Raw genomic sequence first — 25321 nt, 5'->3', positions numbered from 1 at the left:
CTGGTAAGGCGCATATACTGTAGGTCTTCAGAAGTTTCTAAACGAGAATTTCTAAAAACATGACGCGCTTGTTGACCTACGTTTTGGAGTCATCGCTGCTTTTGATTTCATATTGAATCAGCGCGGATTACTCTTTGACGGAACTCCGGCTGAGTTCAGAACGCGCTCTGACCGCACTCTGATCTGAGCGCCGGATAGCGCATGAATACCGTCACACCATCGGCATAGCCCTGATGCATTAATCACGGTACTATTCAACAGATCGCATATTATTTTTGCAGATTTTGTAAATGCACCACATGGTGCTGATTCGACACAATCAGGCTTTGTTACGATATTTTCTCAGGTCAGACTGCTATGGATTTGCTTGTTACCAATGACGTAATTGCTTGCTGGGAGGATGAACTTCCTTTCTTGCAGGGTATTCCGCGTCTGGACAAGATGGTGGCACTGGCGTGGCATTTACGACAGCGTGACGCTCAGCGAGCAGTCTTGCTGGCGGACGATGCTGATGCAATGATGAACTATGTACTGTCTGACGATCAGGCGTTAGCCTATAGCGCGGGTTCTACTGCACGGGCGCGCTTGTTGCTGGTCAGAGCAGAAGCATTATGGCTGTATGCTAAATTCGATGAAGCAGAACGCCTCGCCATACAGGCTTTACAGGCGTTTTCTGCAATTGATGCTGCCCATGCCGGTGAGCGTGAACAAGGTAGTAGTGATGCGCATTATTTGCTGGCCGCCATCGCGCATAACCGTGGTCAGATCACTACTTTGTTTGAACAGTTAGAGCTGGCGATTGCCCATGCACAAATGTGCCGCGATGCTGACCGCGAAGCCATGGCAAATGCGTTTCTGGCAACGCAAATGATCTTTCGCGATTTGCCTAAAGCGATAGAGCGCTGGAATATCCGCTATAAAACCGAACTCGACGATCCGCGACCCATCGTCGCAGCCTGTGCGCAGGAATATTTTTTCTATGTGGGATCCCTGTCGAGTGATTTTGGCAGTGCGATTGCACATGCAATATTGGCCTATGAATTTTGTCTCGACTACGGCGAACTCAGACGCGCCGTGACCTTGCTCAGCAATATCGGCGACGGTTTCAATAGTCTGAACGACCATCAGGCGGCCTTGCAATGGCTGCAAACAGCGCATGATCTGGCGAAACCAAAAGCCTGGCCGGCCAGTGTCGGCGGCACTCTGGTGCAGATGGCAGAAACCATGCGCAGGCTGGGACGTTTTGATGCGGCCAAAGAGTTGCTCACGGATGCGCTGGAGACGCTGGCACCGATGTCAGAGGCCAGGATGTATTTGATGGCCTTGCGTTATCAGGGCGATTTATCCCTCGATCTCGGCGATAACGAACAGGCACTGGCATCTTTTCGCTTATTGCAGGAGAAGGCAGATGCGCGTGATCAGCTGGATTTCAGAATCGGGTCACGGCGCGGACAGGCTCGCGCCTTATCCTTGCTTGGACAGCCTCAAGAGGCGATTAATATTGCGGAACATGCTCTGATGCTGGCCAAGTACAGCAAGGATAATTATCGCCGCATCGATGTCTTGCGCGTGCTGGCAGCGATTCACATGCGCGACAATTTGCCTGCGCCTGCGGACATGAGTGCGCCCAGTGCGCCGTTGCATTATCTCCAGCAAGCCCTGGATTTAGCGGCCAACATCAGTGGCTACAACGTCACCGGTGAACTGCTTGATGAAGTCGCCGATGCGCAGGCCGCGATTGGCCATTTTGAAGAGGCATTTAACCTCAGTCGTCTGGCAATCAGTTCACGCGAAAAAATTCACACCCAGGAAGCCACCAACCGCGCCACCGCCATGCAGATCAGTCATCAGACCGAGCGCATGCGGGCCGAGGGCGAACATTTACGTGAACTCGCCAACGCAGAAGCACAAAGGGCGGAAGTCTTGCAGCAATCGAGTGCCATTCTGGAGCGTCTTGGTCAGGTCGGTCAGGAGATTACCGGCAGTCTGGATGCGAATGCGGTATTCCAGGCACTCAACCGCCACGTCCAGGGTTTGCTGCATGTCACGGCATTCGTGATCTATCTGATGGATGCTGACCAGCAAAGCATGACCTCTGCCTACGGGGTAGAAAACGGTGAACCGATTGCGCCGGATACGGTGTATATGTCCAGTATGGTCTCGTACTCGGTGCGCTGCATTAAGCAACGAAGTGATATTTTGGTCGAAATATCACCGGAAACTGAAATTCCTGAACTGATTCCCGGCACGGAACCGGTATTAAGTACCCTGTTTGCTCCGCTGATGAGCGCTGATACGGTGCTTGGCGTGATGACCATCCAGTCCTCACGCGAGCATGCGTATGGTGAACGAGAGCGCATGATTTTTCGTACGCTGTGTGCTTACGGGGCGATTGCTCTCGCCAATGCCGATGCCTATCAGCGCCTGACCCAGACGCAGGAGCATTTGGTCGCACAGGAAAAACTCGCGGCCTTAGGCTCACTGGTTGCCGGTGTTGCGCATGAGCTGAATACGCCGATCGGTAACTGTCTGCTGGTCGCCTCTACCTTGCAGGACAGTACCAACACGCTGGTACAAAAACTCGCCCAGCAAAGCCTGCGTCGCTCGGATTTAAGTCAGTTTTGTGAAGAAGCCAAGCTCTCTGCCGATATCATGATGCGTGGCTTGAGCAGTGCCGCGACGCTGGTCAGCAGCTTTAAACAGGTTGCGGTTGACCGCACTTCAGAACATCGCCGTCCGTTTGAATTGCATCAGGTCGTACACGACATTATTGCGACTTTGAATATACGGATTGCGCATGCCGGACATATGGTGATGCAGGACATTCCTATGGGCATCCGTATGGATAGTTATCCCGGCTCGCTGGGACAGGTGATTACCAATTTGATTGAGAATGCGATTCTGCATGCATTCGACCTGCGCGGTCCCGGCAAACTCAGGATCAGCGCCATCCGTCCTGAACCTCATCGTGTGCTGATTCAGTTTGCGGATAACGGTGTCGGCATTCCTGAAGAAAATCTGAAACGCATCTTTGACCCGTTTTTTACAACCAAACTCGGGCAAGGCGGCAGCGGACTTGGCCTGAACATTTGCTACAACATCGTCACATCGATCCTGCACGGACAAATCACGGTCAAAAGTGTACTCGGTGAAGGCACCAGTTTTTATCTGGATTTACCACTGGAAGTATGACGCCGTTGCTGGCAGCGACACTTTAGTATTTTTCCCGTAGAACTGACATCTAACTGCCTCGGTTGCCTAATCTGGTTGCCTAACTCACCTGACCGCATAACCGAATGAATGTGACAGTACGGTAGCTTGTACTGTCATTAGTTATTGTTATTGATCACCGGCTTGCCGGAACTATTTCGCCTCACTACTTCCTTGATTACTTAGCGCTTTTCCGGTGCGGTTTTGCTGCGTCGGGTTTGCGGTCGCTCTTATACTTTGCGGCCGGTTTGCTACGCGGTTTTTCTGCTGCGAATGCCGGTTTTTTCGGTGCTGAGTTGGTGAACTCCGATGGTTTCTCAGCAGATTCGCTGATATCAAGCTGCTTGCCTGCCACCCAGACCGTTTTCAATTGTTTTAACAATTCTTTCGGCATGCCTTGTGGCAGATCGAGCAAACTGTAGTGATCAAAAATCTCGATACGACCGATGTGTTTGGCTTCCAGACCAGCTTCATTAGCAATCGCGCCGACAATATTGGACGGCGTCACGGCGTGGGTACGACCGACCTCAATACGATAACTTTGGGTCGGTGCAATCGCTTTCGCAGGGCGGTCTTTTTTTGATTTAGCCGGACGCTCTGCGGCATCGTTGTGCTTGTCAGCAAAGCCGTCGTCACGTGGATCCGCCTGTACAGCGCGCTCTACGGTGCTATCGAGTTTGCTGCCCCGTGGTTTGACGGCGCGCTCGGGTGCCGCCGCTGGTGCACTTCTGGTCGCAGGCGCTTTACCAGCGGCACCGTCTGCATGAATGCGCAACTGCTGGCCTGCAACACGGACAGACTGCAATTGATCCAGCGTGGATTGCGGTAAGTCCTGCGGCAAATCGAGAACGCTATAGTCATCATAGATTTCGATGCGACCGATATTTTTTGAATCGAGATTCGCTTCGTTCGCAATTGCACCGACGATATTGCCCGGCTTCACACCGTGGGCATAGCCGACTTCGATACGGAAGGTACGCATGCCAGGATCGGCATCGCGGATGATGCGTTCTTTTGGCTCATAGCCGGGGCGCGGACCACGCTCACTACGTTCAAATCTGTCGCCACGGTCACCCCTGTCATTGCGCTCACCACGCTCAGGGCGGTCAAACTTCGTCCGGGCTGCGCGTTCTTTGTCCCAGCTATCGTCACTGGCTACTTTTTTATTCTTATCGAGCAGCAGAGGTTCGTTACCACGTGCCATTTTTGCTAAGGCGGCCGCGATTTCTATTGCCGGAATATTGTTTTCCTGTTCGTAGTCTTCGATGACTGACTGGAATAATTCGAGTTCGCCGAGGGCGATCGTTGCGGTAATCTGCTCTTTAAAGCGTGCAATTCTGACGTCATTGACTGCCTGAATTGTTGGTAATTCCAATGGCGAAATAGGCTGGCGTGTAGAGCGTTCGATGGCCTTGAGCAAATTCTTTTCACGCGGCGTGATAAACAAAATCGCCTCACCGCTACGACCGGCGCGGCCAGTACGACCAATGCGGTGGGTATAGCTTTCCGGATCATGCGGTACATCGTAGTTGACCACATGGCTGATACGCTCTACGTCCAGACCACGGGCAGCAACGTCGGTCGCTACCAGAATATCGATCTTGCCGTCTTTGAGTTGTTGTATCGTGCGTTCACGTTGCTGTTGCTGGACGTCGCCGTTGATCGCTGCGACAGAGAAGCCTCTTGCTTCGAGTTTGCTGGCGAGTTCTTCGGTGCCGAGTTTGGTCCGCGAAAAAATAATCATCCCGTCGAAGGTTTCCGCTTCCAGAATCCGCGTCAGTGCATCAAGCTTATGCATACCGCTGACCAGCCAATAGCGCTGACGGATATTATCCGCAGTACCGGTTTTGGCAGCGACGGTAATTTCAGCAGGCTTATTCAGATAGGTCTGGGCAATCCGTTTGATCACGGATGGCATGGTTGCCGAGAACAAGGCAGTCTGGCGCGTTTCAGGTGTCTCTTGCAAAATCCGTTCGACGTCGTCGATAAAACCCATGCGCAGCATTTCGTCGGCTTCGTCCAGTACCAGTGTCTTGAGCTTGGATAAGTCGAGCGAACCTTTATCCAGATGGTCAATAACACGACCTGGCGTACCTACCACGACGTGCACACCGCGACGCAACGCGGATAATTGCGGACCGTAGCTCTGGCCGCCGTAAATAGGCAAGACATGAAAGCCGGGAATATGTGTCGCATAACGCTGAAAGGCTTCTGCAACCTGAATTGCGAGTTCGCGGGTCGGTGCCAACACCAGTGCTTGTGGCGAGGTTTGCTTGATATCGATACGCGACAAAATCGGCAAAGCAAAGGCTGCGGTTTTTCCGGTACCGGTTTGCGCTTGTCCCAGTACGTCACGATTCGCGAGCAAAGGCGGGATGGTCGCCGCCTGGATCGGTGACGGTGCCTCGTAGCCAACTTCCTTGAGGGCGCGCAATAGGGGCTCGCTCAGGTGTAAATCGGAAAATAAGGGGATCGGGGTATCAGGCATGGCGTTCTCAGCAATTCACGTTAGGGCTCGTATCGCAAATGCGAAACAATATGGCGCGTAGTTTACTCTCTTGCGCTGCTAAAGGGCTGAGAATATGCCTGAGAAGATGGCTTTCTACGCGGAAAACACGCTTAAATCGGGCTGAAACAGGCTATTCGACAGCAATAAGGTCTTTTTGCCAGTTCAGATTGAACAATAAAAAAGCCCGGGAAATTAACCCCCGAGCTGCTTTTTTAATTTTTATAAGTCCAGATAAGACCGAACAAATTTGGCTAAAAAATTGACGTCGCCATCTACTAATCCGGATTAGCTACCTTCGCTAAACACATATTCGTGCTGACCGTCACGCGTGATCAGGACACGCTTGCCCTGACGTTCACCGACCACCATTTCAAAGCCAAGCCGGGTCGGTTCCGTCGTAATGAAGGAGGTGCTGCCATCATCGTTTTTGCGGGAGGCAACGACACTTTTCCATTCCCCAAAATCAAAGACGGTATCGCGTCCTTTTTTACTCACGATGAGTTCGCCGAGTTCAGGGCTTTGATAACGTTTTGCCAGTTTGCTGACAGGTTGTGTTGCTGCAGGCATCACAAGACGATCACGGAACTGAGCCAACCCGGCTTTGGTGGTTGCGACGGCAGCCTTAATGTCGGCGGTGGCTTCGGGTGTGCCATCAAAAACGATTTCCATAAAACGGCGCATGAACGGACGTAATAAACGACCACCTTCATCCGAGTTCGTCAGAAGAGCCACACCGATACCGCTGTCAGGCAATAAGTAAAAGTTACTCTTGAAGCCAAACATGCTACCGCCATGGAAGATCACCGGTACGCCCCAGGCGACTTCGGTCTCCAGTCCCATGCCGTAGGTCGCGTTCTCACCAACATTGACTTGCGGCTGACGGCGTGCCAGCACATTGTCAGCAGAAATATATTGTTTACCGCCCTCGACTTTGCCCGTATCTGCTTCAAATTTGACGTAGCGGATAAAGTCATGCGCCGTGATCCAGACGCCGCCAGCCGGACGATGCGGCATGATGGAATAATTCATCTCCATACCAGCCAGTATGGTCTTGCCTTTGATATCCATGCCGTGCGGACTGGCGTGATTGCCTTTGAGCGCTTTTGCCATGTCAAAGGTTGTGGATGACATGCCTAGCGGATCAAAAATCCGTTTTTGCATCGCCAGATCATAGGCCGCACCCAATGGCATTTCCGGGTACGCGAGGTGGCCGCCGATATAGCCGGCGGCTGATGCCATCAAATTATTATATTGAAAAATATCGCCAAAACCGCTGGTTGGTTTATTCGTGGCGAGCAATGCCAGTGAGCTTTCTGGTGTCGCATTTTTGTATTCAAATAGCCATTCCAGATCTTGTCGTGGCAATCCGGTACAGGCGCAGATCAGATGTTTGAATAAGACTTTTTGCGTAGTCTCTGCATCACCGAGTTTAAACCCCGGATACAACTGCGTAACGGGCTGATCCCATTTCAATTTACCTTCATCCGCCAGACTCGACAGCATCAGGGTACTCATGCCCTTGGTGTTCGATGCAGCCATAAACAGGGTATTGGCATCCACTGGTGCGGGCTTACCTAATTCGCGTACCCCGACGCCGCCTTCATAGACTACTTTGCCGCCATCGAGTACGGCGAACGAGGCACCTGGCACACCTAGCTGTTTCATGGAATCGCTGAGAAAGCTGCGCAACAAGGCAACTCGTGATGCATCCATATGATGTGGCGTGCGACCGGCAAACGACTCGCGGGTATAGCCAGCAGGACGTACGCTCTGGACAATCAGTGAAATCGCTGCGCCGCGTTTTTCAAAAGTCTGCTCTGACCCGTCCAACAGCACGACGCTCCATTGTTTGCCGCGACGATGCGCGATTGCCTCGATCACGATACGCTCATTAGGGGATGTTTCGTAGTCACTGACTTTGCGTTCTTCCCAACCATCTTTGGCGGCCCGGTTAGTGACCAGGTTGACCGGATGTTTCTCGCCAGGTTTATATTGCAGCCAGGCCGCCTTGACGGCCGCCGCAGCATTCTCCGCCTCCAGATCAATCAGTGCGACGTGGGTATCGGCTTCAGGCGCATCGAGTACCAGCATATTGCTGTCGCGCCGCACACTCCAGTCGCGCGGTCCGGTGACTTGCGTACCGATTTGTGTGACTAGCCCCAGATCCTGTTCGAGCTTACCGATATGTACCTGACTGGGCGCGGCTTTGCCGCTGGCGCTTGCGACGACCTCCGCCGCAAAGCTGAACTGAGCAGGAAGGGTGAGGGCAATGGAAGATGCCAGCAATAATCTGGATAAACACTTACGTTTCATCAAAGTCTCCTGGTGTGTATTTGATTCAATTTAGGCGGATATTGCTTTTCGGAAAAAGTTAAGGGTTTATGGCTGATGCTTGGTCATTTTTTACTCTGACAAGCGCAAAAACACTTGAGGAAATTAGTGGAGTAGTCGGTACTACGGAGGTAGTGGACATATACGTCTACCCAACTAAATGCAAAATGATAAATTACCAGAATGTTAAAATTAAAGCAATTAATTCACCACACCTGAACAGACTTCTCTGGTGGGGATTCTTAGCTGTATTGCTTAGCTACATTGCTTAGTGATGGTAATCAGGGATATGGACAAATGAATGAGCATTTCTTCCGTTTCATCTCTATTAATCACTACTTAAACGCCGGCTTCCAGATGATTTTGTCGCACTGTTCAATACTATTTAGCCGTACTTTGATATGCGTCATGCCTGCAGCATAAGCGAGGTTGGTGACAGTCTTGATCGATGCCTTACTATCTACAAAATAGACTTACAAAAAGCGTACGGCATCGAACAGAGTGAACACGCACTAGTGATTATCCTTTGTCAGGCGCGAGTCGTTGTTGATCAACGGCGTCATTCTTCATTGAAGGAATTATTCTGATGAAACATCATACGATCCCACTCAGCGAGGTCAGTCTGGCACCCGGTCTGCTGGTTAAAATGCACGCCTACTGGCAAGCTGCAAACTACTTGTCAGCAGGTCAGATTTATCTCTACGATAATCCTCTCCTGAAGCAGCCGTTAACTCTGGAACACATTAAACCAAGATTGCTTGGTCACTGGGGAACAACGCCGGGATTGAACTTTATTTATGTTCACCTGAATCGCCTGATCAAAGAGCGTGATCTGAATATTTTGTATGTAACCGGCCCCGGGCATGGAGGTCCGGGTCTAGTAGCAAATACCTACCTGGAGGGCACCTATAGCGAGGTCTATCCGGAAATTACGCAAGATGAAGAGGGGATGAAGCGCCTCTTCAAACAATTTTCTTTCCCGGGCGGCATACCCAGTCACGTCGCCCCTGAGACGCCTGGGTCTGTGCATGAGGGCGGGGAGCTGGGCTACTCTTTGTCCCATGCCTTCGGTGCCGCATTTGATAACCCTGATTTGTTAGTGGCCTGTGTGGTGGGTGATGGCGAAGCGGAGACAGGACCGCTGGCGACGAGCTGGCATTCGAATAAATTTCTAAATCCTGTCTGTGACGGCGCGGTACTCCCGATTCTGCATTTGAATGGTTATAAAATTGCCGGCCCTACAATTTTGGCGAGAATTCCACACGATGAGCTTGACGCCTTATTCCGTGGCTATGGCTATACGCCGTATTTTGTGGAGGGAGACGATCCTGCCGACATGCATCAAAAGATGGCGGCGATCCTCGATCATATCGCCGACGAGATCAAGTCTATCCAGACCGACGCCCGCCAACATGGATTCAGGCAACGACCTTCCTGGCCGATGATTATTCTGCGTTCACCTAAAGGTTGGACAGGACCAAAATTTGTTGACGGTAAGCCTGTCGAAGGCACATTTCGCTCGCATCAAGTGCCGATGGGCGACATGAGCCGTCCTGGACATGTAGACATCTTAGAGGCATGGATGCAAAGTTACCGGCCTCAGGAACTATTTGATCAGCACGGTAAATTACGTGCTGATCTGGCTGCGCTGGCACCGAGCGGGTCGCGTCGTATGGGCGCGAATCCTCACGCAAACGGAGGCTTGTTATTGCAGGATCTGGTTATGCCGGACTATCGTGATTATGCTGTGACGGTGCCGCGTCCGGGAGCGGTGAGTATTGAGTCAACTGGTGTACAGGCTCAGTTTATCCGCGACATCATCGCTCGAAACCCGCACAACTTTCGTGTATTCAGTCCTGACGAAACCTCATCGAACCGCTGGGGAGCTGTATTTGAAGTGACGAATCGCTGCTCAACGGCAGAACATATTGCCATTGATGACCATATAGCACCTGATGGCAGGGTGATGGAAGTACTCAGTGAACATCAATGTGAAGGCTGGCTGGAAGGCTACCTGCTGAGCGGACGCCATGGATTTTTTTCGTGTTACGAAGCATTCATCCATATTATCGATTCGATGTTTAACCAGCACGCTAAATGGCTCAAGGCAGCAAATCGCATTCCCTGGCGTGCGCCCGTCGCTTCTCTGAATTATCTTCTTTCCTCCCATGTCTGGCGCCAGGATCATAACGGTGCCAGTCACCAGGATCCTGGTTTTATTGACCATGTCATCAATAAAAAAGCCGAGGTGATCCGTGTGTATTTACCACCAGATGCGAATACATTATTGTCAGTTACGGATCATTGTCTGCGTAGCCGCAACTACGTGAACGTGATCGTCGCGGGCAAACAGCCTGAAGCGCAATGGCTCACGATGGATGCGGCGATTACTCACTGTAATGCGGGCATTGGCGTCTGGGATTGGGCGAGTAATGACGCCGGTGCAGAGCCAGATCTGGTGATGGCTTGTGCCGGTGATGTGCCAACCTTAGAGACTTTGGCCGCAGTGCAGTTACTGCGTGAACATCATCCAGAGTTAAAAATACGAGTGGTGAATGTCGTCGATCTGATGAAACTACAGCCGGAAAGTGAACATCCGCATGGATTAAGTGACGTTGAATTTGATGCCTTGTTTACGAAAGACAAGCCCATTATCTTTGCTTACCATGGCTACCCCACCCTGATACACAGACTGACCTACCGTCGTACCAATCATCAGAATCTGCATGTACGCGGGTTCAAGGAAGAGGGTACGACGACGACGCCATTTGATATGGTGGTACTCAACGACTTAGACCGTTTTCATCTGATGGGAGCTGCGCTTGAGCGCATATCTTCAATGAACCGCGATTTGTCTGCGACGCATCGCTTTATTCAGGAAAAACTGGCGGAACACGAGAGATATATCTGCGAACATGGGGAAGACATGCCTGAGATCCGGGACTGGACATGGACCTTGTAAATAGTAAGTAGCGCCAGAAATCAGGAACTTTTTAGTGCCTGATCGACTATCTGTTGCGCATCCTCCAGAATGCGCTCCAGATGTTCTTCCCCGCGAAAACTCTCTGCATAAATTTTATAGAGATCTTCTGTTCCCGATGGTCTTGCCGCAAACCAGCCATGCTCGGTAATGACCTTCACTCCACTGATTGCAGCCTCATTGCCCGGCGCCCGTGTCAGGATGCTGAGGATAGACTCACCTGCCAGTTCTGCCGATGTAATTTGCGCTGATGTAATCCTGCTGATTTTCGCTTTCTCTGCACTGGTCGCGTTCACCTGAAGACGTGTTTCCACCGGGTCACCATAACGATGGCTCAGGTTGCGGTAATGAAAGCCAGGATCATGCCCGGTCTGTGCAGTGATTTCCGCGGCTAGTAATGCCGCCGTGATGCCATCCTTGTCTGTGGTCCAGACTGAACCGTCACGTCTGGAAAAGCTGGCACCTGCACTTTCTTCCCCGGCAAAACTGAGCGTCCCCTGCATGAGGCCCGGTGAGAACCATTTAAACCCTGTAGGCATATCCAGCACTGGCTGTCCTAGCTCTGCGGCGATCCGGCGGATCATATCGCTGGACACGATCGTTTTGCCAATACCAGCAGATTTTTTCCAATAGGGACGGTGTTGAAACAGATAGTCGATCATGACACACAGATAGTGATTCGGCGGCATCAGGCCGACGCTGCGTGTCACGATGCCATGCCGGTCATGATCAGGGTCGCAGGCGACGGCGATATCGAAATCATTGCGACGACTCGCCAGTACCTGCATGGCAAAAGGAGAGGACGGGTCCATGCGGATTTTACCGTCGCTATCGACCGGGACAAAGCGAAAACTCGCATCCACCGACGGGTTGACGACCGTAATATCCAGCTTGTAGCGCTCTGCAATCGCAGGCCAGTAGGCGACTCCCGCCCCGCCTAGCGGATCGACGCCAATATGCAGGTGTGCGCTACGGATACTCTCCATATCAATGACCGTAATCAGCTCATTCACATAAGCTGACATAAAGTCATAACAGTGAGTCGTCTTTGCTCGCAAGGCGGTTTCAAATGGGACACGCTGCACACCACTTAAACTCGATTGCAGGTAGGCGTTCGCGCGTTGTTCTATCCATTGCGTCACCTCGGTATCTGCTGGCCCGCCGTTTGGAGTGTTGTACTTGATGCCGCCATATTCCGGCGGATTATGTGAGGGCGTGATGATGATGCCGTCCGCTAATCCTCGTTCTTTGCCACGATTGTAATTGAGGATCGCCAGCGATACTGCAGGGGTCGGCGTGAATGCGCCATTCCCTGCGACCATGACATCGATGCCGTTTGCCGCCAGTACCTCTAAAACACTGGTGTATGCAGCTTGTGATAAAGCATGTGTATCGATACCGAGATAAAGAGGACCATCAATCCAGCGGCGTTGCCGATACTGGCATATTGCCTGAGTAATCGCCAGGATATGCGATTCGTTAAAGCTCTTATCAAGTGATGTACCGCGATGCCCCGAGGTGCCAAACTGAATGCTTTGTGCCGGGTTTAAGGGATCAGGCATCTCGCTGTAATAGGCCGCCATCAGACTGGCAATATCCAGCAGCATTTCCGGCGGAGCCAGTTTGCCAGCGAGCGGGCTGATAGCCGTCATGGTGTAGTCGCCTGCGTCGTCTGAACTGTTAGCGGAGCCGGTATGATCGCCGATGCCAGGTGCCGTGCTATTTGCATTTTTGCGGCGGTAACAATATGGCTCGCTTCGAAACCGAAAAAATGACTTACTACTGCGCCAGGAGCAGACAGACCAAAGCTATGCATGCCGAGCATACTGCCATAAGAACCCGTATAACGTTCCCAGCCGAACATGGACGCTTGTTCGACCGAGACACGCGCCAAAATGAGTGGTGGCAAAATTTGATCACGGTATGCAGCGTCCTGCGACTCAAATAATTCCCAGCTCGGCATGCTGACTATACGGGCTTTGATTCCTTCCGCACACAACTGCTCATAAGCCGTAACGCAAAGAGCAATTTCGCTGCCTGTTGCGAGCAAAATCACGTCGGGTATATCTTCTGAGCCAGCGAGTATGTACGCGCCGCGTGCAACACCAGCGGCACTCGCATAGATCGTGCGATCAAGGACGGGCAGTGTTTGCCTGCTCAGAATCAGGCAGGTAGCCTTGTTTTTGGATTGCATGATGACACGCCAGGCTTCAATGACTTCATTCGCGTCAGCTGGACGTAGTACCAGCATGCCAGGCATGGCGCGCAACGATGCCAGATGTTCTACTGGCTGGTGGGTCGGGCCGTCTTCGCCCATGCTGATCGAGTCATGGGTAAAAATTGCAATGAGTGGCAATTCCATCATTGCACTTAGCCTGAGCGCTGCACGACAATAGTCAGAGAACACCAGAAAACTCGCAACGTAAGGGCGCAATCTGGACAGGCTCAAGCCGTTCCCGATCGCCACCATCGCATGCTCCCTGACACCAAAGTGAATGTTACGGCCTCGATAGTTATTTGACGCTGCTGATTCTTCTGCTGGTTCGGAGGACGGTGCCTGAAAGTCGCCGGCGAAGTCGAATTGTAATTCTGTCTTTGTAGAAGGCGCTAAATCGGCCGCACCACCCAGCAACCATGGTACGTACCGGGCAATTTGATTCAGTACTTTGCCCGACGCATCTCGGGTAGATAAACCCTTCGCATCGGCCGGGAATGCGGTGATGCCCTCATCCCACCCGTCGGGTAGAGTGCGTTCTTGCATTTGATGAATCTGGTTTGCTAAATCTGGATATTGCTGCTGGTAGCTGTTGAAAAGGTTTGTCCATATTGCATGCGCTTGGTTACCCCGTTTGCCGAATTGCGCAGCAAAGTGAGCAACCACGCCTCTGGGCACATCGAAATGTTTATCCGGATTGCAGCCATAAAATTGTTTTGCCAGACGCAGTTCTCCCTCGCCAAGTGGTTCGCCATGCGCCTCCCGGGTATCTTGCTTATGCGGCGCGCCATAACCGATGTGACTATGCGTAATAATGAGTGTCGGCTTATGGTCAGTATCCAGGAACTCTTGATACGCAGTGCGTAACGACATCGTATCGTTGACGTCATCGACACAAATTACGTGCCAGCCATAAGCGATAAAGCGTGCGGCTACGTTTTCAGTAAAGCTCAACTCAGTTGAACCTTCAATACTTATGTGGTTGCTGTCATAGATCCAGCACAAATGAGATAGTTGCAAATGCCCGGCCAAAGAGGCTGCTTCGCTGCTGACGCCTTCCATCATGTCACCATCGCCACAGAGCGCATAGACGTTGTGATCAAATAAGGGTAGTTCAGGGCGGTTATAGGTTGCTGCTAGCCACCGTTCTGCCATCGCCATACCAACGCTGGTCGCAAGTCCCTGCCCTAACGGGCCGGTCGTTGTCTCCACGCCGGTAGTCCAGCCATGCTCAGGATGGCCCGTGCAATGACTACCCGCCTGACGAAAATTCATTAAATCATCCAGAGTCACCGCCAGATGATCACCTGCGGGATAGGCATAGCCCTGCGCCTTGATCCCGCTGAGATAAATCAGGCTATATAACAAGGCACAGGCATGACCCGCAGATAACACAAACCGGTCCCGGTTGGGCCAGCTTGCGTCGGCCGGATCGTAACGTAAAAATTCTTGCCACAAACAATATACGGTCGGTGCCGCTCCCATTGGTGTGCCAGGATGGCCCGACCGGGCTTTTTGAACGGCATCCATCGATAAGGTTCTTAGCGTATTAATGCAAAGTTGATCGAGCTCAGGTGCATCTTGCATGTCAGTCCTTATGGTAGTTTTTCTGAATCAGATCGAGCCAGGTTGCACTTGAGTGCGGTTGAGCTTGACTAAATATCGGGACAGAAATTTGCGGTACTTTTTTGCCCCAGTCATAAGTCAGTCAGTGAAGAAAAATCATGTCTGATCAGATCGGCAATATGCTCTATCGTGATATCGGGCGGGTTGTATCTTTCCTGATTTTTGGGATCCAGAGCGTAATGTCCTTGCTTGGGAAAAACCGTTGTTACCCGTTCCTGCCAGCCCGCCTTCATTGCCGTTAATATGCGTAACTTGTCATCGACCATCACATAATGATCTGCGGGATATTGTGTGCTGATCGCCTCCAGCATCTGCTCTTTATGGATATAGATCAGAACACGGCCATCAACGGCTTGCCATAAGCCTGAGTGCTTGATTTTATGCGGTTGAAATATCACATCGCCGTCTGTGAGTATGACGGTGGTACCCCATTGTCCAAGATGCTCGATCAGCGCAAAGGCACCGGGATAGACTAAGTCCATCAATGGATAATCCAGTAAAAAATCTGCCATCTGATATAGGTGAGGATTGGTTTGATCTGTCAGCCGATATCGTTGCATTGCTCCCAGATAGTCGACATAGCCTAATTCTTCACGCAAGTCTTCCAGTATCGTGCGATAGCGATCTTGATTTTCTATGCCAAACTCTTGTGCGAGATGGCACATCAGGTCAGAGCGCAGGCGGTCGTTGTCAAGCAAGGTATTATCTACATCCAATAAAAAAACCAGCTTAGGAGGAAGTGCCATGAGCGGCCTCGTTCGGTGGATTTTTTGGTGCTTCCTGATGACCGCCAAACTGATGTCGCATAGCCGACAGTACGCGGTTCGCAAAGTCTGCCTCGCCACGCGAACTAAACCGTTCGTATAGCGCAGCACTTAAAACTGGAGTAGGAATTGCTTCCTCAATAGCGGCCATGACCGCCCAGCGCCCCTCGCCTGAATCTGACACGATACCGCCATAACTGGACAACGCCGGATCTGTGTGCAGTGCTTCAGCGGTCAGATCGAGTAGCCAGGATCCGATGACACTGCCTCGTCGCCAGACCTCCGCAATGTCGGGCAAATTGAAATCGTATTGGTAGAACTCAGGGTTACGGAGCGGTGTAACCTCAGCGCTTTTGGGGTCGCTCAAGGTATGGTTGGTAATATCGTGACTTTCATCAGGGTTTCTGCCGCCGATATTGGCATGTCGCAGAATATTAAAACCCTCGGCATATGCTGCCATCAAACCGTATTCGATGCCGTTGTGGACCATTTTGACAAAGTGTCCGGCACCGTTGACACCGCAATGCAGATAACCCTGTTCAGCAGAATTGCCCGTTGCACCGCGCTGTGCACGCTGGTGTGATATTGATGCAGCCTGATCGCCGGGCGCCAGTGCCAGAAAAATAGGATCCAGCTGCTGCACGATACCACGCTCACCGCCGATCATCAGGCAATAACCCCGCTCCAGTCCAAATACTCCCCCGCTGGTACCCACATCAACGTAGTGAATCCCGCGGGATTTCAGCGCAATACTACGGCGGATATCGTCCCGGTAATAGGAGTTACCGCCATCAATGATAATGTCGCCGATATCGAGTAAGAGCATGAGTTCTGTTAACTCGTTTTCGACAAGTGCTGACGGTAGCATGAGCCAGATAATTCGTGGCTGAACTAACTGGTCAATCAAGGTTGTCAATGATTGCGCACCACTTGCACCCTGTTGCACGAGTTCTTCTACAGCCTTTGCATGGATGTCATAGACCACGCAGGTATGGCGATGCTGCATCAGGCGCAATGCCATGTTGCTCCCCATTCGTCCCAGACCGATCATGCCGACTTGCATATAAGACTTTCTAATTTCAGATTTAATCAGATCCAGACCGAGACAGAGAAATGACGGGCGGTAGTTATCACCCGCCATGTCTTTGCCGGATTCAACACCCTGTCGTCACTTATTCGTCCTTCCATGCTTTTGAGTTCAAAAGCACTTCATGCGCTTTTGCGGCATCTTCGGTATTACCATGAACAATCAAGACATACTTATCCACCTTCAAGGCTGTTTCATATTTCATGACCTGATCCTTGGTTACACCCACTTCCATGAGTGCTGCGCCGAGTGCAGAGATACCGCCTACCACCACAGCACCTTCAAGCGCACCGACCAGCGCAGCGACGAAGGGACCCGCCATGGCAACCACGCCCAGTCCCGGTAAGAAGAACACCGCTGGTGCCATCAGCAGTCCCCAGATGCCACCCCAAAATGCCCCGGTTCCGCCCCAGGCCTTGACTCGATCACCCATGGTATAAAACCCAAGGGGATGTTCTTCGCTGTGATAGCCCTTGCCCACCAAGGACAATTTTTTGACATCAAATCCCGAACGGGCGAGTTGTTGGATAGCCTCTTCGGCTTCGACATGGGTATTGAAAATATAAAGTGGTGCGCGATCGTTTGACATAACTATTCCTTTGCTGGGGGACAGGCAATATGCCATTCACCATGTGCCAGGTATTTTTCGGCGCATGGACGAATGATGAAAAATTTAGAAAGAGATAGCGATGTTGTCGACGACCTTATTTACACCGGGAGTTCCCCAGGCCGCATGTTTGGCCAGGTCCCGTTCCGCCCAACTCTGGACAGTGCCAGTGAGGGTGACTTCACTCCCATTGACGCCAACGGCAATTTTCTGTGCGTCGGCATGGGCGCGACGTCGCAACGCGGCTTCGATATCGGACTTTACAGCGCGTAATGAGACCTTAGGTTTGACAACGATGTGGTCACTGACACCCGTGACACCCATCAGATGGCGTACCCGGCCAGTGACCGCTTCACGCTGGTATTCCCAATCAACTTCTCCGCTGAGTGTGATATAGCCACCTTCCACCATGACTTTGACGGATTCACTGGGGATATACGTCATCCAGTCGAGGGCGTTTTCCGCAGTTCGGGCGATATCGCTGTCATTACGCTTGCTGTCGCCGGGTAACTTGACATCGATTTCTACTGCTAGAGCTTTGACCCCGTTGACACGCTGCGCTGCGCGCTCTGCATCCCACTTTTCGGCAAAACTGCTGACATGGCCCGCTAGCGTTACTACGCCGTCATTGACCTCTACACCGATTTGCGCGGCATCAACGGAGGGTTCCCAGTCGAGCTCTGCGAGTATGTCTTGTTGCAATTGCGTATCCGATTTCATGATCAGCTTTCCGGTAAGGATGAAGGAAAAATCATCCTGCGCTTGCCACTCAAGCTGGTCTGTGCGGTATGCCGCTTAGCTTTGCCGTGAAGGCTGCCATGATCAGCCGATGCGACTTGACACAGATTAGAATTGAGAGTCAGATCATGAAGTTATTGAGGATTGTTTGAGCAATATCAACAATAATGTCAACAATAAGCAGATGCGCAAAAACTCAGTAAATTGTTGAATAAAAAGCGCAGAGACAGACGGGCTGATAAGCCGGCATTCAATACAGAATTTTTTCAACCAAGGAGACAAGATGAATCAAGTAAAAAAACAGCTTTTGCTAAGCGCGTTTGCCGCATTGGGTTTGTGTTTCGCCAGTGCCGTCTCAGCGCAAAGCACCGGTCTGACCCGTACGTTGGTCACCAAGGCCGACGTGTCTGTGCCCGGGCGGGAAGCTGTCATCGCAAGGGTTGAGGTTGCACCGGGTGGCGTTTCTGGCTGGCATACCCATCCCGGCGACGAGATTAGTTACGTCAATGAGGGCGAGACCGAACTGATGGTCGCCGGTCAGGCTACCCGCGTTGTCAAAGCGGGCGAAGGCTTTGTGATACCCGCCGGTGTCGCTCATAACGCCAGAAATGCTGGCACGGTAGCAGCCAAGCTGACCGGTGTGTACGTCGTTGAAAAAGGTCAGCCGCTGGCAAGCCCTGCCGCCCCACCGGCGAAATAGGCATCGTCAGTACGCCTTCCGTGTGGCAACAGACCAGCGGGAGGCAATCAGGCTGAACATCCGGGAATACCGCGACCTTCACGCGGTAGTTCAAAATGTAAAACAGGCAGGCCCAGCGCCCAGTCATTCCGCGGCTCTCAGGACAGAGCGGCTGGAGAGCCGCATGAACAGTGCGTGTTGGCGGAGGTAATTTTTAAAATGCGGCACGATCATTATGATCCGGCTTGACACCTCCAACAAATTTCTCATAAGCAAGGAACAAAATCAGATAAGGCGCGTCTAATCGCGTTACGCCAAGATGCGAGCGAATAATCATCACAAATCGCACTGGCGGAGGATACGTTCTGAAGAAGTCAAAGCAAAAATTAAAACTCAGAATCAAAACTCAGAATCGAACATAAAACACCAACATAAAACACCAACATAAAAATTCAGCAGCCTTATCCCACCATCTTATTTATCCTGTTTAAAGGAATTTTCCGATGCGATTGCTATACGTAGTAATGGGTTCACTATTGATTGCTTCCACCTTGTCAGTTCATGTAGCTCATGCAGCTCAGGCTGCGGAGGAGCGTGCCGACCTCGATCTGGTCACGAAATTACGCGATGAAGAGATGAGCCGCTCTAAGGTTATGGAGACGCTGGGCGTGCTCACCGATGAACTGGGGCCGCGTCTGACCGGATCGCCAGGATTAAAAAAAGCGGGCGACTGGGCGAAGACCCGACTGTCGGACTGGGGTTTGCAGAATGTGCATACCGAGAGCTTTGCACCGTTCGGCCGCAGCTGGGCTTTGGAACATGCAACTTTGCGTATGGTGGTACCGGATAAGCTCGATATCGTGGCGATTCCTAAAGCCTGGACGCCTGGTACCGATGGCGCGCACAAGGGCAGGCTGGTATATGCCAAATTAGCGGCGGAAGAGGATCTGGCGAAATGGAAGGGTAAGCTGGCAGGCGCAATCGTCATGCTGGATGAACCGCAGGCGAGCAAACTACATAGTAAGGCTGATGCGACTCGCTATACGGATGAGCAATTGGATGAACTGGTCAAAATCGATCTGGATGCGGCACCGTCGCGGCGTGCTGAGTTGGCGATGATCGTCAAGCAGTTAGAATTTCGTAAAAAACTCATGCCCTTCCTGATGGAAGAAAAAGTGCTGGCGACCCTGAACTGGTCGCGTGGCGAAGACGGTACGATCTTTGTTCAGGGCGGCGGTTCCTACAAAAAGGATGACGTCACCGGCCCCGCCAATCTGGTCGTGATGGCGGAGAGTTATAACCGGCTATATCGTCTGGTTGAGAAGAAAAAAGATGTCGAGCTGGAAGTCGATGTCAAGGTCAGTTTTACTGATGAAGATCCGGCCGCGGCCATCAGCGTATTGGCTGAAATTCCGGGCACCGATAAGAAAGATGAAATTGTGATGCTCGGCGGGCATCTTGATTCATGGCATGGCGCAACCGGTGCAACAGACAATGCGGCTGGCGTCGCAGTGGCGATGGAAGCCGTGCGGATGTTGAAGGCGATCGGCTTCAAGCCACGTCGGACGATCCGCATCGCTTTATGGGGTGGTGAAGAACAAGGGCTGCTGGGATCGCGAGCCTATGTCAGCCAGTGGATCGCGGCACGACCTGAACCGACCGATCCTAAAGAAAAAGAGATGCCTTCTTTTTTACGCAAACCAAGCGGACCATTGAGCATTAAACCGATGCACGGAAAAATTTCAGCCTACTTCAATCTTGATAATGGCGGTGGCAAGATACGTGGTGTGTATGGCGAAAATAATGCTGCGGTCAAACCGATTTTTGATGCTTGGTTAGCGCCGTTTCATGACCTGGGTGCGACTACCACGACCTTACGTAAAACGGGCAGCACGGATCACGTGAGTTTCGATGCGGTGGGGGTGCCGGGATTTCAGTTTATCCAGGATGAGATGGACTATATGACACGGACGCATCATACAAATATGGATGTCTACGATAAAGTCCAGAAGGGTGACCTGATGCAGGCATCTCTGATTATGGCAAGCTTCGTCGCGCATACAGCGAACCGCAATGATTTATTGCCACGCAAGCCTATGCCGCACGATCCGCCTAAGGATACCGGGAAAGACACTGCTAAAGAATCAGACAAAGAAGTCGCGAAAGAGGCCGCTAAATCGTAGTTGACGCGATCTTGAGTAAGTCCGTGTAGTGATTAGATAAAGCCGGTTTAGTCAGTAAGTTTAGCAAGTAATCTTAGTAACTAAGGCGCAAGTCCTGTCAAAGCGTATTGCACGACAGGACTTGGTTCATTTTTGAAAGGACGAAATCGATGAGTAATTACCAGCCAGTCAATTGTGAATTCCATGATGTATTGGAATCTCTCGCGACCAGACGAAAACGCATCGTTGTCCACTACCGAACAGATGATGGCAGTCTGCACACCGCGGAATCGGTAATTACCGATGTCTTTGCACAATCCGGTGCCGATTGGCTGTCGCTGGACGGCGTAACGACGGTACGACTCGATCATATTCACATTGTGGATGGTATTGCCAGGACTGACTTTGATTAAATACGTCATCTGAATCAACGATCTGTATCTGATGAATGTCATCCCATCAAATCTCAGCAAAGCGTCGCCTTAACCGTTCCCTATAGATTCATCATACATCCATGAAAAAACGCACTTTTTCTGTCCTTAACACTGTCGCTTTCAGTTGCTTGCTCGCTGCGGGTTTGCCTGCACATGCAGAGACTGCCAATCCACTGGTCGAAGAGGCGCCATTGCGGGCGCATCTGGCCTTGTTATCTTCTGATCTGTTTGAAGGTCGTGGCACAGGGCAGCGCGGCGGCGATCTGACTGTCGCATACCTTGAGACTCAGGCAATGGCGCTCGGGCTGCAAGCCGCGAATGGCAAGGATTTTAAGCAGGCAGTCAAGATCGCCGGGGTCAAGGCACAGCCATTGCTGAGCACATTGCATATCAACGTCAATGGCCGATCACTCAATCTGACCTTTGGTGATGACTGGATCTGGAACGCGGGAGATGGCAAGGCGCAGCGGCAATTTGATCATCCGTTGGTTTTTGTCGGCTATGGCATTACGGCACCGGAAGAACAATGGGACGATTACAAAGGGGTAGATGTCAAAGACAAGATCCTGGTGATGATGGTCAATGATCCGCAACCCACCGCCGAACAGCCGGAGCGCTTTGGTGGTAAGGCACTGACTTATTACGGACGCTGGACTTACAAATATGAAGAAGCCAAGCGGCGCGGTGCCGCCGGTGTCTTGCTGATACACACAGATGCCTCGGCAGGCTACGGCTGGTCCGTCGTAAAAAACGGAGGCGTGAGCGAACACTTTCAACTAGCATCAAGCGAAGGCGGCACCGGTCTGCAAGGCTGGATCACCGAGACCTCGGCGCGTACGCTATTTGCGGTAACTGGCAAGGATCTGGATAGCCTGCGTGCAGCGGCTGAACGTCCTGATTTCGTCCCTGTCGTTTTACCCGCATTCGTCAGGGGCGAGGCAAAATCGACCGTTCGCCAGTTAGTACAATTTAACGTGGCAGGCATCGTCCCTGGCACTGACCCGGTGTTAAAAAATGAACTCGTAATTTACAGTGCACACTGGGATCACCTCGGCAAACAAGAGGGCAGCGGCGATGTGATTTATAACGGCGCGATTGATAACGGTTCTGGCACTGCGGCATTATTGGCTATGGCAAAGGCGAGCGTGGCAAAACCTGCCAGACGTAGCCAGATGTTTTTGTGGGTCGCTGCCGAAGAGCAGGGCTTGCTGGGTAGTGCCGCATATGCAGCGAATCCGCTCTGGCCGCTGGCAAAAACAGCGGCGAACCTGAATCTCGATACATTGAATTTTGTCGGGCCTACCCGAGATATCAGCGCTCAGGGCAGCGAGCGAACCGAGCTGGTGACAATCGCGACGAAAGTTGCCAAAGAGATGTCGATACAAATCGCGCCGGCCAGAATTGATACGGCCGGCGGTTATTTCCGCAGTGATCATTTTAATTTTGCCAAAGCGGGTGTCCCGGCTTTTTCGATCGGGAGTGGTCGTGACTATTTATATGACCCGCAAGCGTCTACAGAAAAAGCTCGTGCTTACGGCAAACGTTATCACCAGGTGACTGATGAATATGATCCCACCTGGGATTTATCCGGCATGGTGCAGCAGGCGCAATTTACCTTAAATCTGGGACGAGAAATTGCCAATGCAGCGACGATGCCGCTCTGGAAAAAAGACGACCCGTTTGCTAAGTCCCGGCAATAGCGATAGTGAGGATAGTGAGTAATCCACAAGAACATATTTACATGAACGGAAAAATACGATGACATTCAATAATACTCAATTGCACCTCAAGCCATTGGCACTCGCCTGTCTACACATGGTGCTCGCACTGCCTCTCTATGCATCCATTACAGCGCAAGCGCATGCAAATGATGCCAAGTCTATCGTGTTAAATAGTACAGCCAGTACGAGTGCGACGATTGACGCTGGGATGGATAAATCGATATTGCCGGGTGAGGATTTCAACCGCTACGTGAACGGTAACTGGGAAAAAACAGCGACAATCCCGGACGATAAAATGAGCGTAGGTGTATTTGATACCTTGATCGAAGACACGGATATCAAGGTTGCTAAATTGATCGAAGCAACCACCAAGGCAGCACCCGGCACTGCTGCACGCAAGATTGGTGATTTTTATCAGGCCTATCTAAATATGGAGCATATCAATCAGCTCGGTTTATCACCGTTACAAAGTCAGCTTGATCATATTGCGGCTTTGACTGATAAGACGGCACTCGCAACGTATCTGGGGCAACACTTGCGAGCCGATGTCGATCCGATCAATGCAACGCATGTGCATACTGAGAATTTATTTGGTCTCTGGGTGTCGCAGGGATTTCATGATCACACGACGTATACCGCTTACCTGTTGCAAGGCGGTCTGGGTCTGTCGGATCGTGAATACTATGTCTCTAAAAATTCCAAAATGGTGGAGTTACGAAGCAAGTACCTCGCTCATATTGCCGCGATCCTGAAACTCGCGAATACTCCCGATCCTGACAATGCGGCGAAGCGTATTTTTGCTCTGGAAACTAGAATCGCTCAAAGTCATGCAACACGTGAAGCAACCTCAGATGTGCTGAAGGCGGATAACACCTGGAGTCAGGCTGATTTTGCGAAAAAAGCACGCGGACTTGACTGGAGCGCCTATTTTTCTGCCGCCGGATTGCAAGCGCAATCATCTTTCATCATCTGGCATCCGGGCGCACTGAAAGGCAGTGCAGCGCTAGTCGCGAACACGCCACTGGATACCTGGAAAGAGTACCTGCGTTTTCATGCTATCAATCAGCGGACTGGTGTATTACCGCAAGCATTTTCGGACCAGCAATTTGCTCTGCGCAGTGCATTCACCGGAGCGAAAAAACCTTTGCCGCGCTGGCGTGATGCAGTGGATGCGACGAATTACGCATTAGGCGAAGAGGTGGGCAAACTCTATGTGGAACAAAATTTTTCTGCCGAGGCAAAGCAACGGATCCGTTCCATGGTCACGAATTTACTGGATGCATTTAGTGAGCGTGTAACCGCATTGACCTGGATGTCGCCAAAGACCAAAGCAGAGGCGCTGGAAAAAATTAAACATACCTACGTCGGTGTTGGATACCCGGATAAATGGCGTGACTACAGCGGCTTACAAGTCAGTACAGCCGATGCCTTTGGCAACACGGAAAGAGCCAGTGCGTTTTTTTATCAGGAGGCTTTAGCAAAACTCGGCAAACCGGTTGATGTCATTGAGTGGTGTATGAATCCGCAATTGGTCAATGCCGTGAATATGCCGCTACAAAATGCCATCAACTTTCCTGCGGCATTTTTGCAGTCACCGAACTTTGATTTACAAGCTAGTGATGCCGCGAATTATGGCGCCATCGGTGCAACAATCGGTCACGAAATTAGCCATAGTTTTGACAATTCCGGTGCGATGTTCGATTCAAAAGGGGAGCTACGTAACTGGTGGAGCAAGTCTGATCTGGCGCACTTTAATCAATCCTCCAAAGCACTAGTAGCGCAATTCTCCGCATACAAACCTTTTCCTGACCTGGCGGTCAACGGGCAGCAAACCTTGGGTGAAAATATTGCTGATCTTGCCGGTCTGATGGCTGCTTTTGACGCCTATCGCAGTGCGATGAAACAAAAAGGACAAGTCGTTACTAAAGAAACAGACCAGGAATTTTTTCTGTCCTTCGCCAGGACCTACCGCGGCAAAATGCGTGATGAAACGCTACGCAGTATTATCGTCACCAACGAGCATGCACCCGAACAATTCCGCTTGTTAACGGTCAGAAATCTCGATGCTTGGTATCCGGCATTCAATGTGCAGCCGGGACAAAAACAGTATCTGGCACCGAAAGACCGTGTGCGGGTCTGGTAGTTGATTTGTTTGTTTTAATTTGTGCTGTTACTACCTAACCCAAGTGGATTTGCAAGGGTTTATACCAGCTGTTTGTATGCTGTTTAATATACCTTCTGTGCCTATGTTGTGGCAG

At 51.4% G+C, this 25321-nt stretch carries 15 protein-coding genes; 7 read left to right on the top strand and 8 right to left on the bottom strand.

From position 1 onward, the window contains the following. The first annotated feature begins 357 nt into the window (after window positions 1-357). Window positions 358-3192 (top strand): ATP-binding protein, encoded by a 2835-nt coding sequence (locus ACO0K3_RS11390; protein WP_422984651.1) that lies wholly within the window; start codon window positions 358-360, stop codon window positions 3190-3192. Window positions 3193-3388: 196 nt separating this feature from the next. Here ACO0K3_RS11390 and ACO0K3_RS11385 read toward each other — a convergent pair whose 3' ends face one another. Together ACO0K3_RS11385 and ACO0K3_RS11380 are read right to left on the bottom strand one after the other, a co-directional pair. Beyond that, a complete protein-coding gene (locus ACO0K3_RS11385; RefSeq protein ID WP_422984649.1) occupies window positions 3389-5698 on the bottom strand; it encodes a DEAD/DEAH box helicase in 2310 nt (769 codons plus the stop codon). A 306-nt stretch (window positions 5699-6004) separates the two neighbouring features. Further along, complete coding sequence (locus tag ACO0K3_RS11380; protein WP_422984647.1) at window positions 6005-8032, bottom strand: serine hydrolase domain-containing protein; 2028 nt, start codon at window positions 8030-8032, stop codon at window positions 6005-6007. A gap of 604 nt (window positions 8033-8636) precedes the next feature. On the opposite strand from ACO0K3_RS11380, the gene ACO0K3_RS11375 reads away from it, so the two are divergent. Beyond that, window positions 8637-11012 carry a phosphoketolase family protein gene (locus ACO0K3_RS11375; protein WP_422984645.1) on the top strand — a complete coding sequence of 792 codons (2376 nt, stop codon included), beginning with the start codon at window positions 8637-8639 and terminating at the stop codon, window positions 11010-11012. A 20-nt stretch (window positions 11013-11032) separates the two neighbouring features. On the opposite strand, the gene pgm is transcribed toward ACO0K3_RS11375, so the two are convergent. The 6 genes from pgm to ACO0K3_RS11345 form a co-directional block, all read right to left on the bottom strand. Next, the gene (pgm, locus tag ACO0K3_RS11370; RefSeq protein ID WP_422984643.1) at window positions 11033-12682 is read right to left on the bottom strand and encodes a phosphoglucomutase (alpha-D-glucose-1,6-bisphosphate-dependent); all 1650 of its coding nucleotides are present in this window, start codon (window positions 12680-12682) and stop codon (window positions 11033-11035) included. Further along, complete coding sequence (gene tkt, locus ACO0K3_RS11365; RefSeq protein ID WP_422984641.1) at window positions 12679-14832, bottom strand: transketolase; 2154 nt, start codon at window positions 14830-14832, stop codon at window positions 12679-12681. Before tkt ends, pgm begins: the two co-directional genes overlap by 4 nt. A gap of 110 nt (window positions 14833-14942) precedes the next feature. Beyond that, on the bottom strand, window positions 14943-15617 hold the full coding sequence (locus tag ACO0K3_RS11360) for an HAD family hydrolase (RefSeq protein WP_422984639.1): 675 nt from the start codon (window positions 15615-15617) through the stop codon (window positions 14943-14945). Further along, window positions 15601-16698, bottom strand: a complete 1098-nt coding sequence (gnd, locus tag ACO0K3_RS11355; protein ID WP_422984855.1) for a phosphogluconate dehydrogenase (NAD(+)-dependent, decarboxylating) — start codon at window positions 16696-16698, stop codon at window positions 15601-15603. Before gnd ends, ACO0K3_RS11360 begins: the two co-directional genes overlap by 17 nt. Before the next feature lie 109 nt (window positions 16699-16807). Next, a complete protein-coding gene (locus ACO0K3_RS11350) occupies window positions 16808-17311 on the bottom strand; it encodes a DUF1269 domain-containing protein (RefSeq protein WP_422984637.1) in 504 nt (167 codons plus the stop codon). An 84-nt stretch (window positions 17312-17395) separates the two neighbouring features. Further along, on the bottom strand, window positions 17396-18049 hold the full coding sequence (locus ACO0K3_RS11345) for a BON domain-containing protein (protein ID WP_422984635.1): 654 nt from the start codon (window positions 18047-18049) through the stop codon (window positions 17396-17398). A 301-nt stretch (window positions 18050-18350) separates the two neighbouring features. Between ACO0K3_RS11345 and ACO0K3_RS11340 the strand changes: the two genes are divergently transcribed. The 5 genes from ACO0K3_RS11340 (at window position 18351) to ACO0K3_RS11320 (ending at window position 25206) form a co-directional block, all read left to right on the top strand. Beyond that, window positions 18351-18767 (top strand): cupin domain-containing protein, encoded by a 417-nt coding sequence (locus ACO0K3_RS11340; RefSeq protein ID WP_422984633.1) that lies wholly within the window; start codon window positions 18351-18353, stop codon window positions 18765-18767. 482 nt (window positions 18768-19249) lie between these two features. Continuing rightward, entirely contained in the window at window positions 19250-20929 is a 1680-nt protein-coding gene (locus ACO0K3_RS11335) for a M20/M25/M40 family metallo-hydrolase (protein ID WP_422984631.1), read from the top strand. A 149-nt stretch (window positions 20930-21078) separates the two neighbouring features. Further along, entirely contained in the window at window positions 21079-21321 is a 243-nt protein-coding gene (locus tag ACO0K3_RS11330) for a hypothetical protein (protein ID WP_422984629.1), read from the top strand. Between the two features lie 101 nt (window positions 21322-21422). After that, window positions 21423-23042, top strand: a complete 1620-nt coding sequence (locus ACO0K3_RS11325; RefSeq protein ID WP_422984627.1) for a M28 family peptidase — start codon at window positions 21423-21425, stop codon at window positions 23040-23042. Between the two features lie 58 nt (window positions 23043-23100). Next, a complete protein-coding gene (locus ACO0K3_RS11320; RefSeq protein WP_422984625.1) occupies window positions 23101-25206 on the top strand; it encodes a M13 family metallopeptidase in 2106 nt (701 codons plus the stop codon). The last annotated feature ends 115 nt before the right edge of the window (window positions 25207-25321 follow it).

This window comes from Undibacterium sp. Rencai35W (genome assembly GCF_049340185.1).
Taxonomy (GTDB): Bacteria; Pseudomonadota; Gammaproteobacteria; order Burkholderiales; family Burkholderiaceae_D; genus Undibacterium.
Note: the sequence above shows the minus strand (reverse complement) of the source record. Positions and strands in the feature narration are given on the sequence as shown.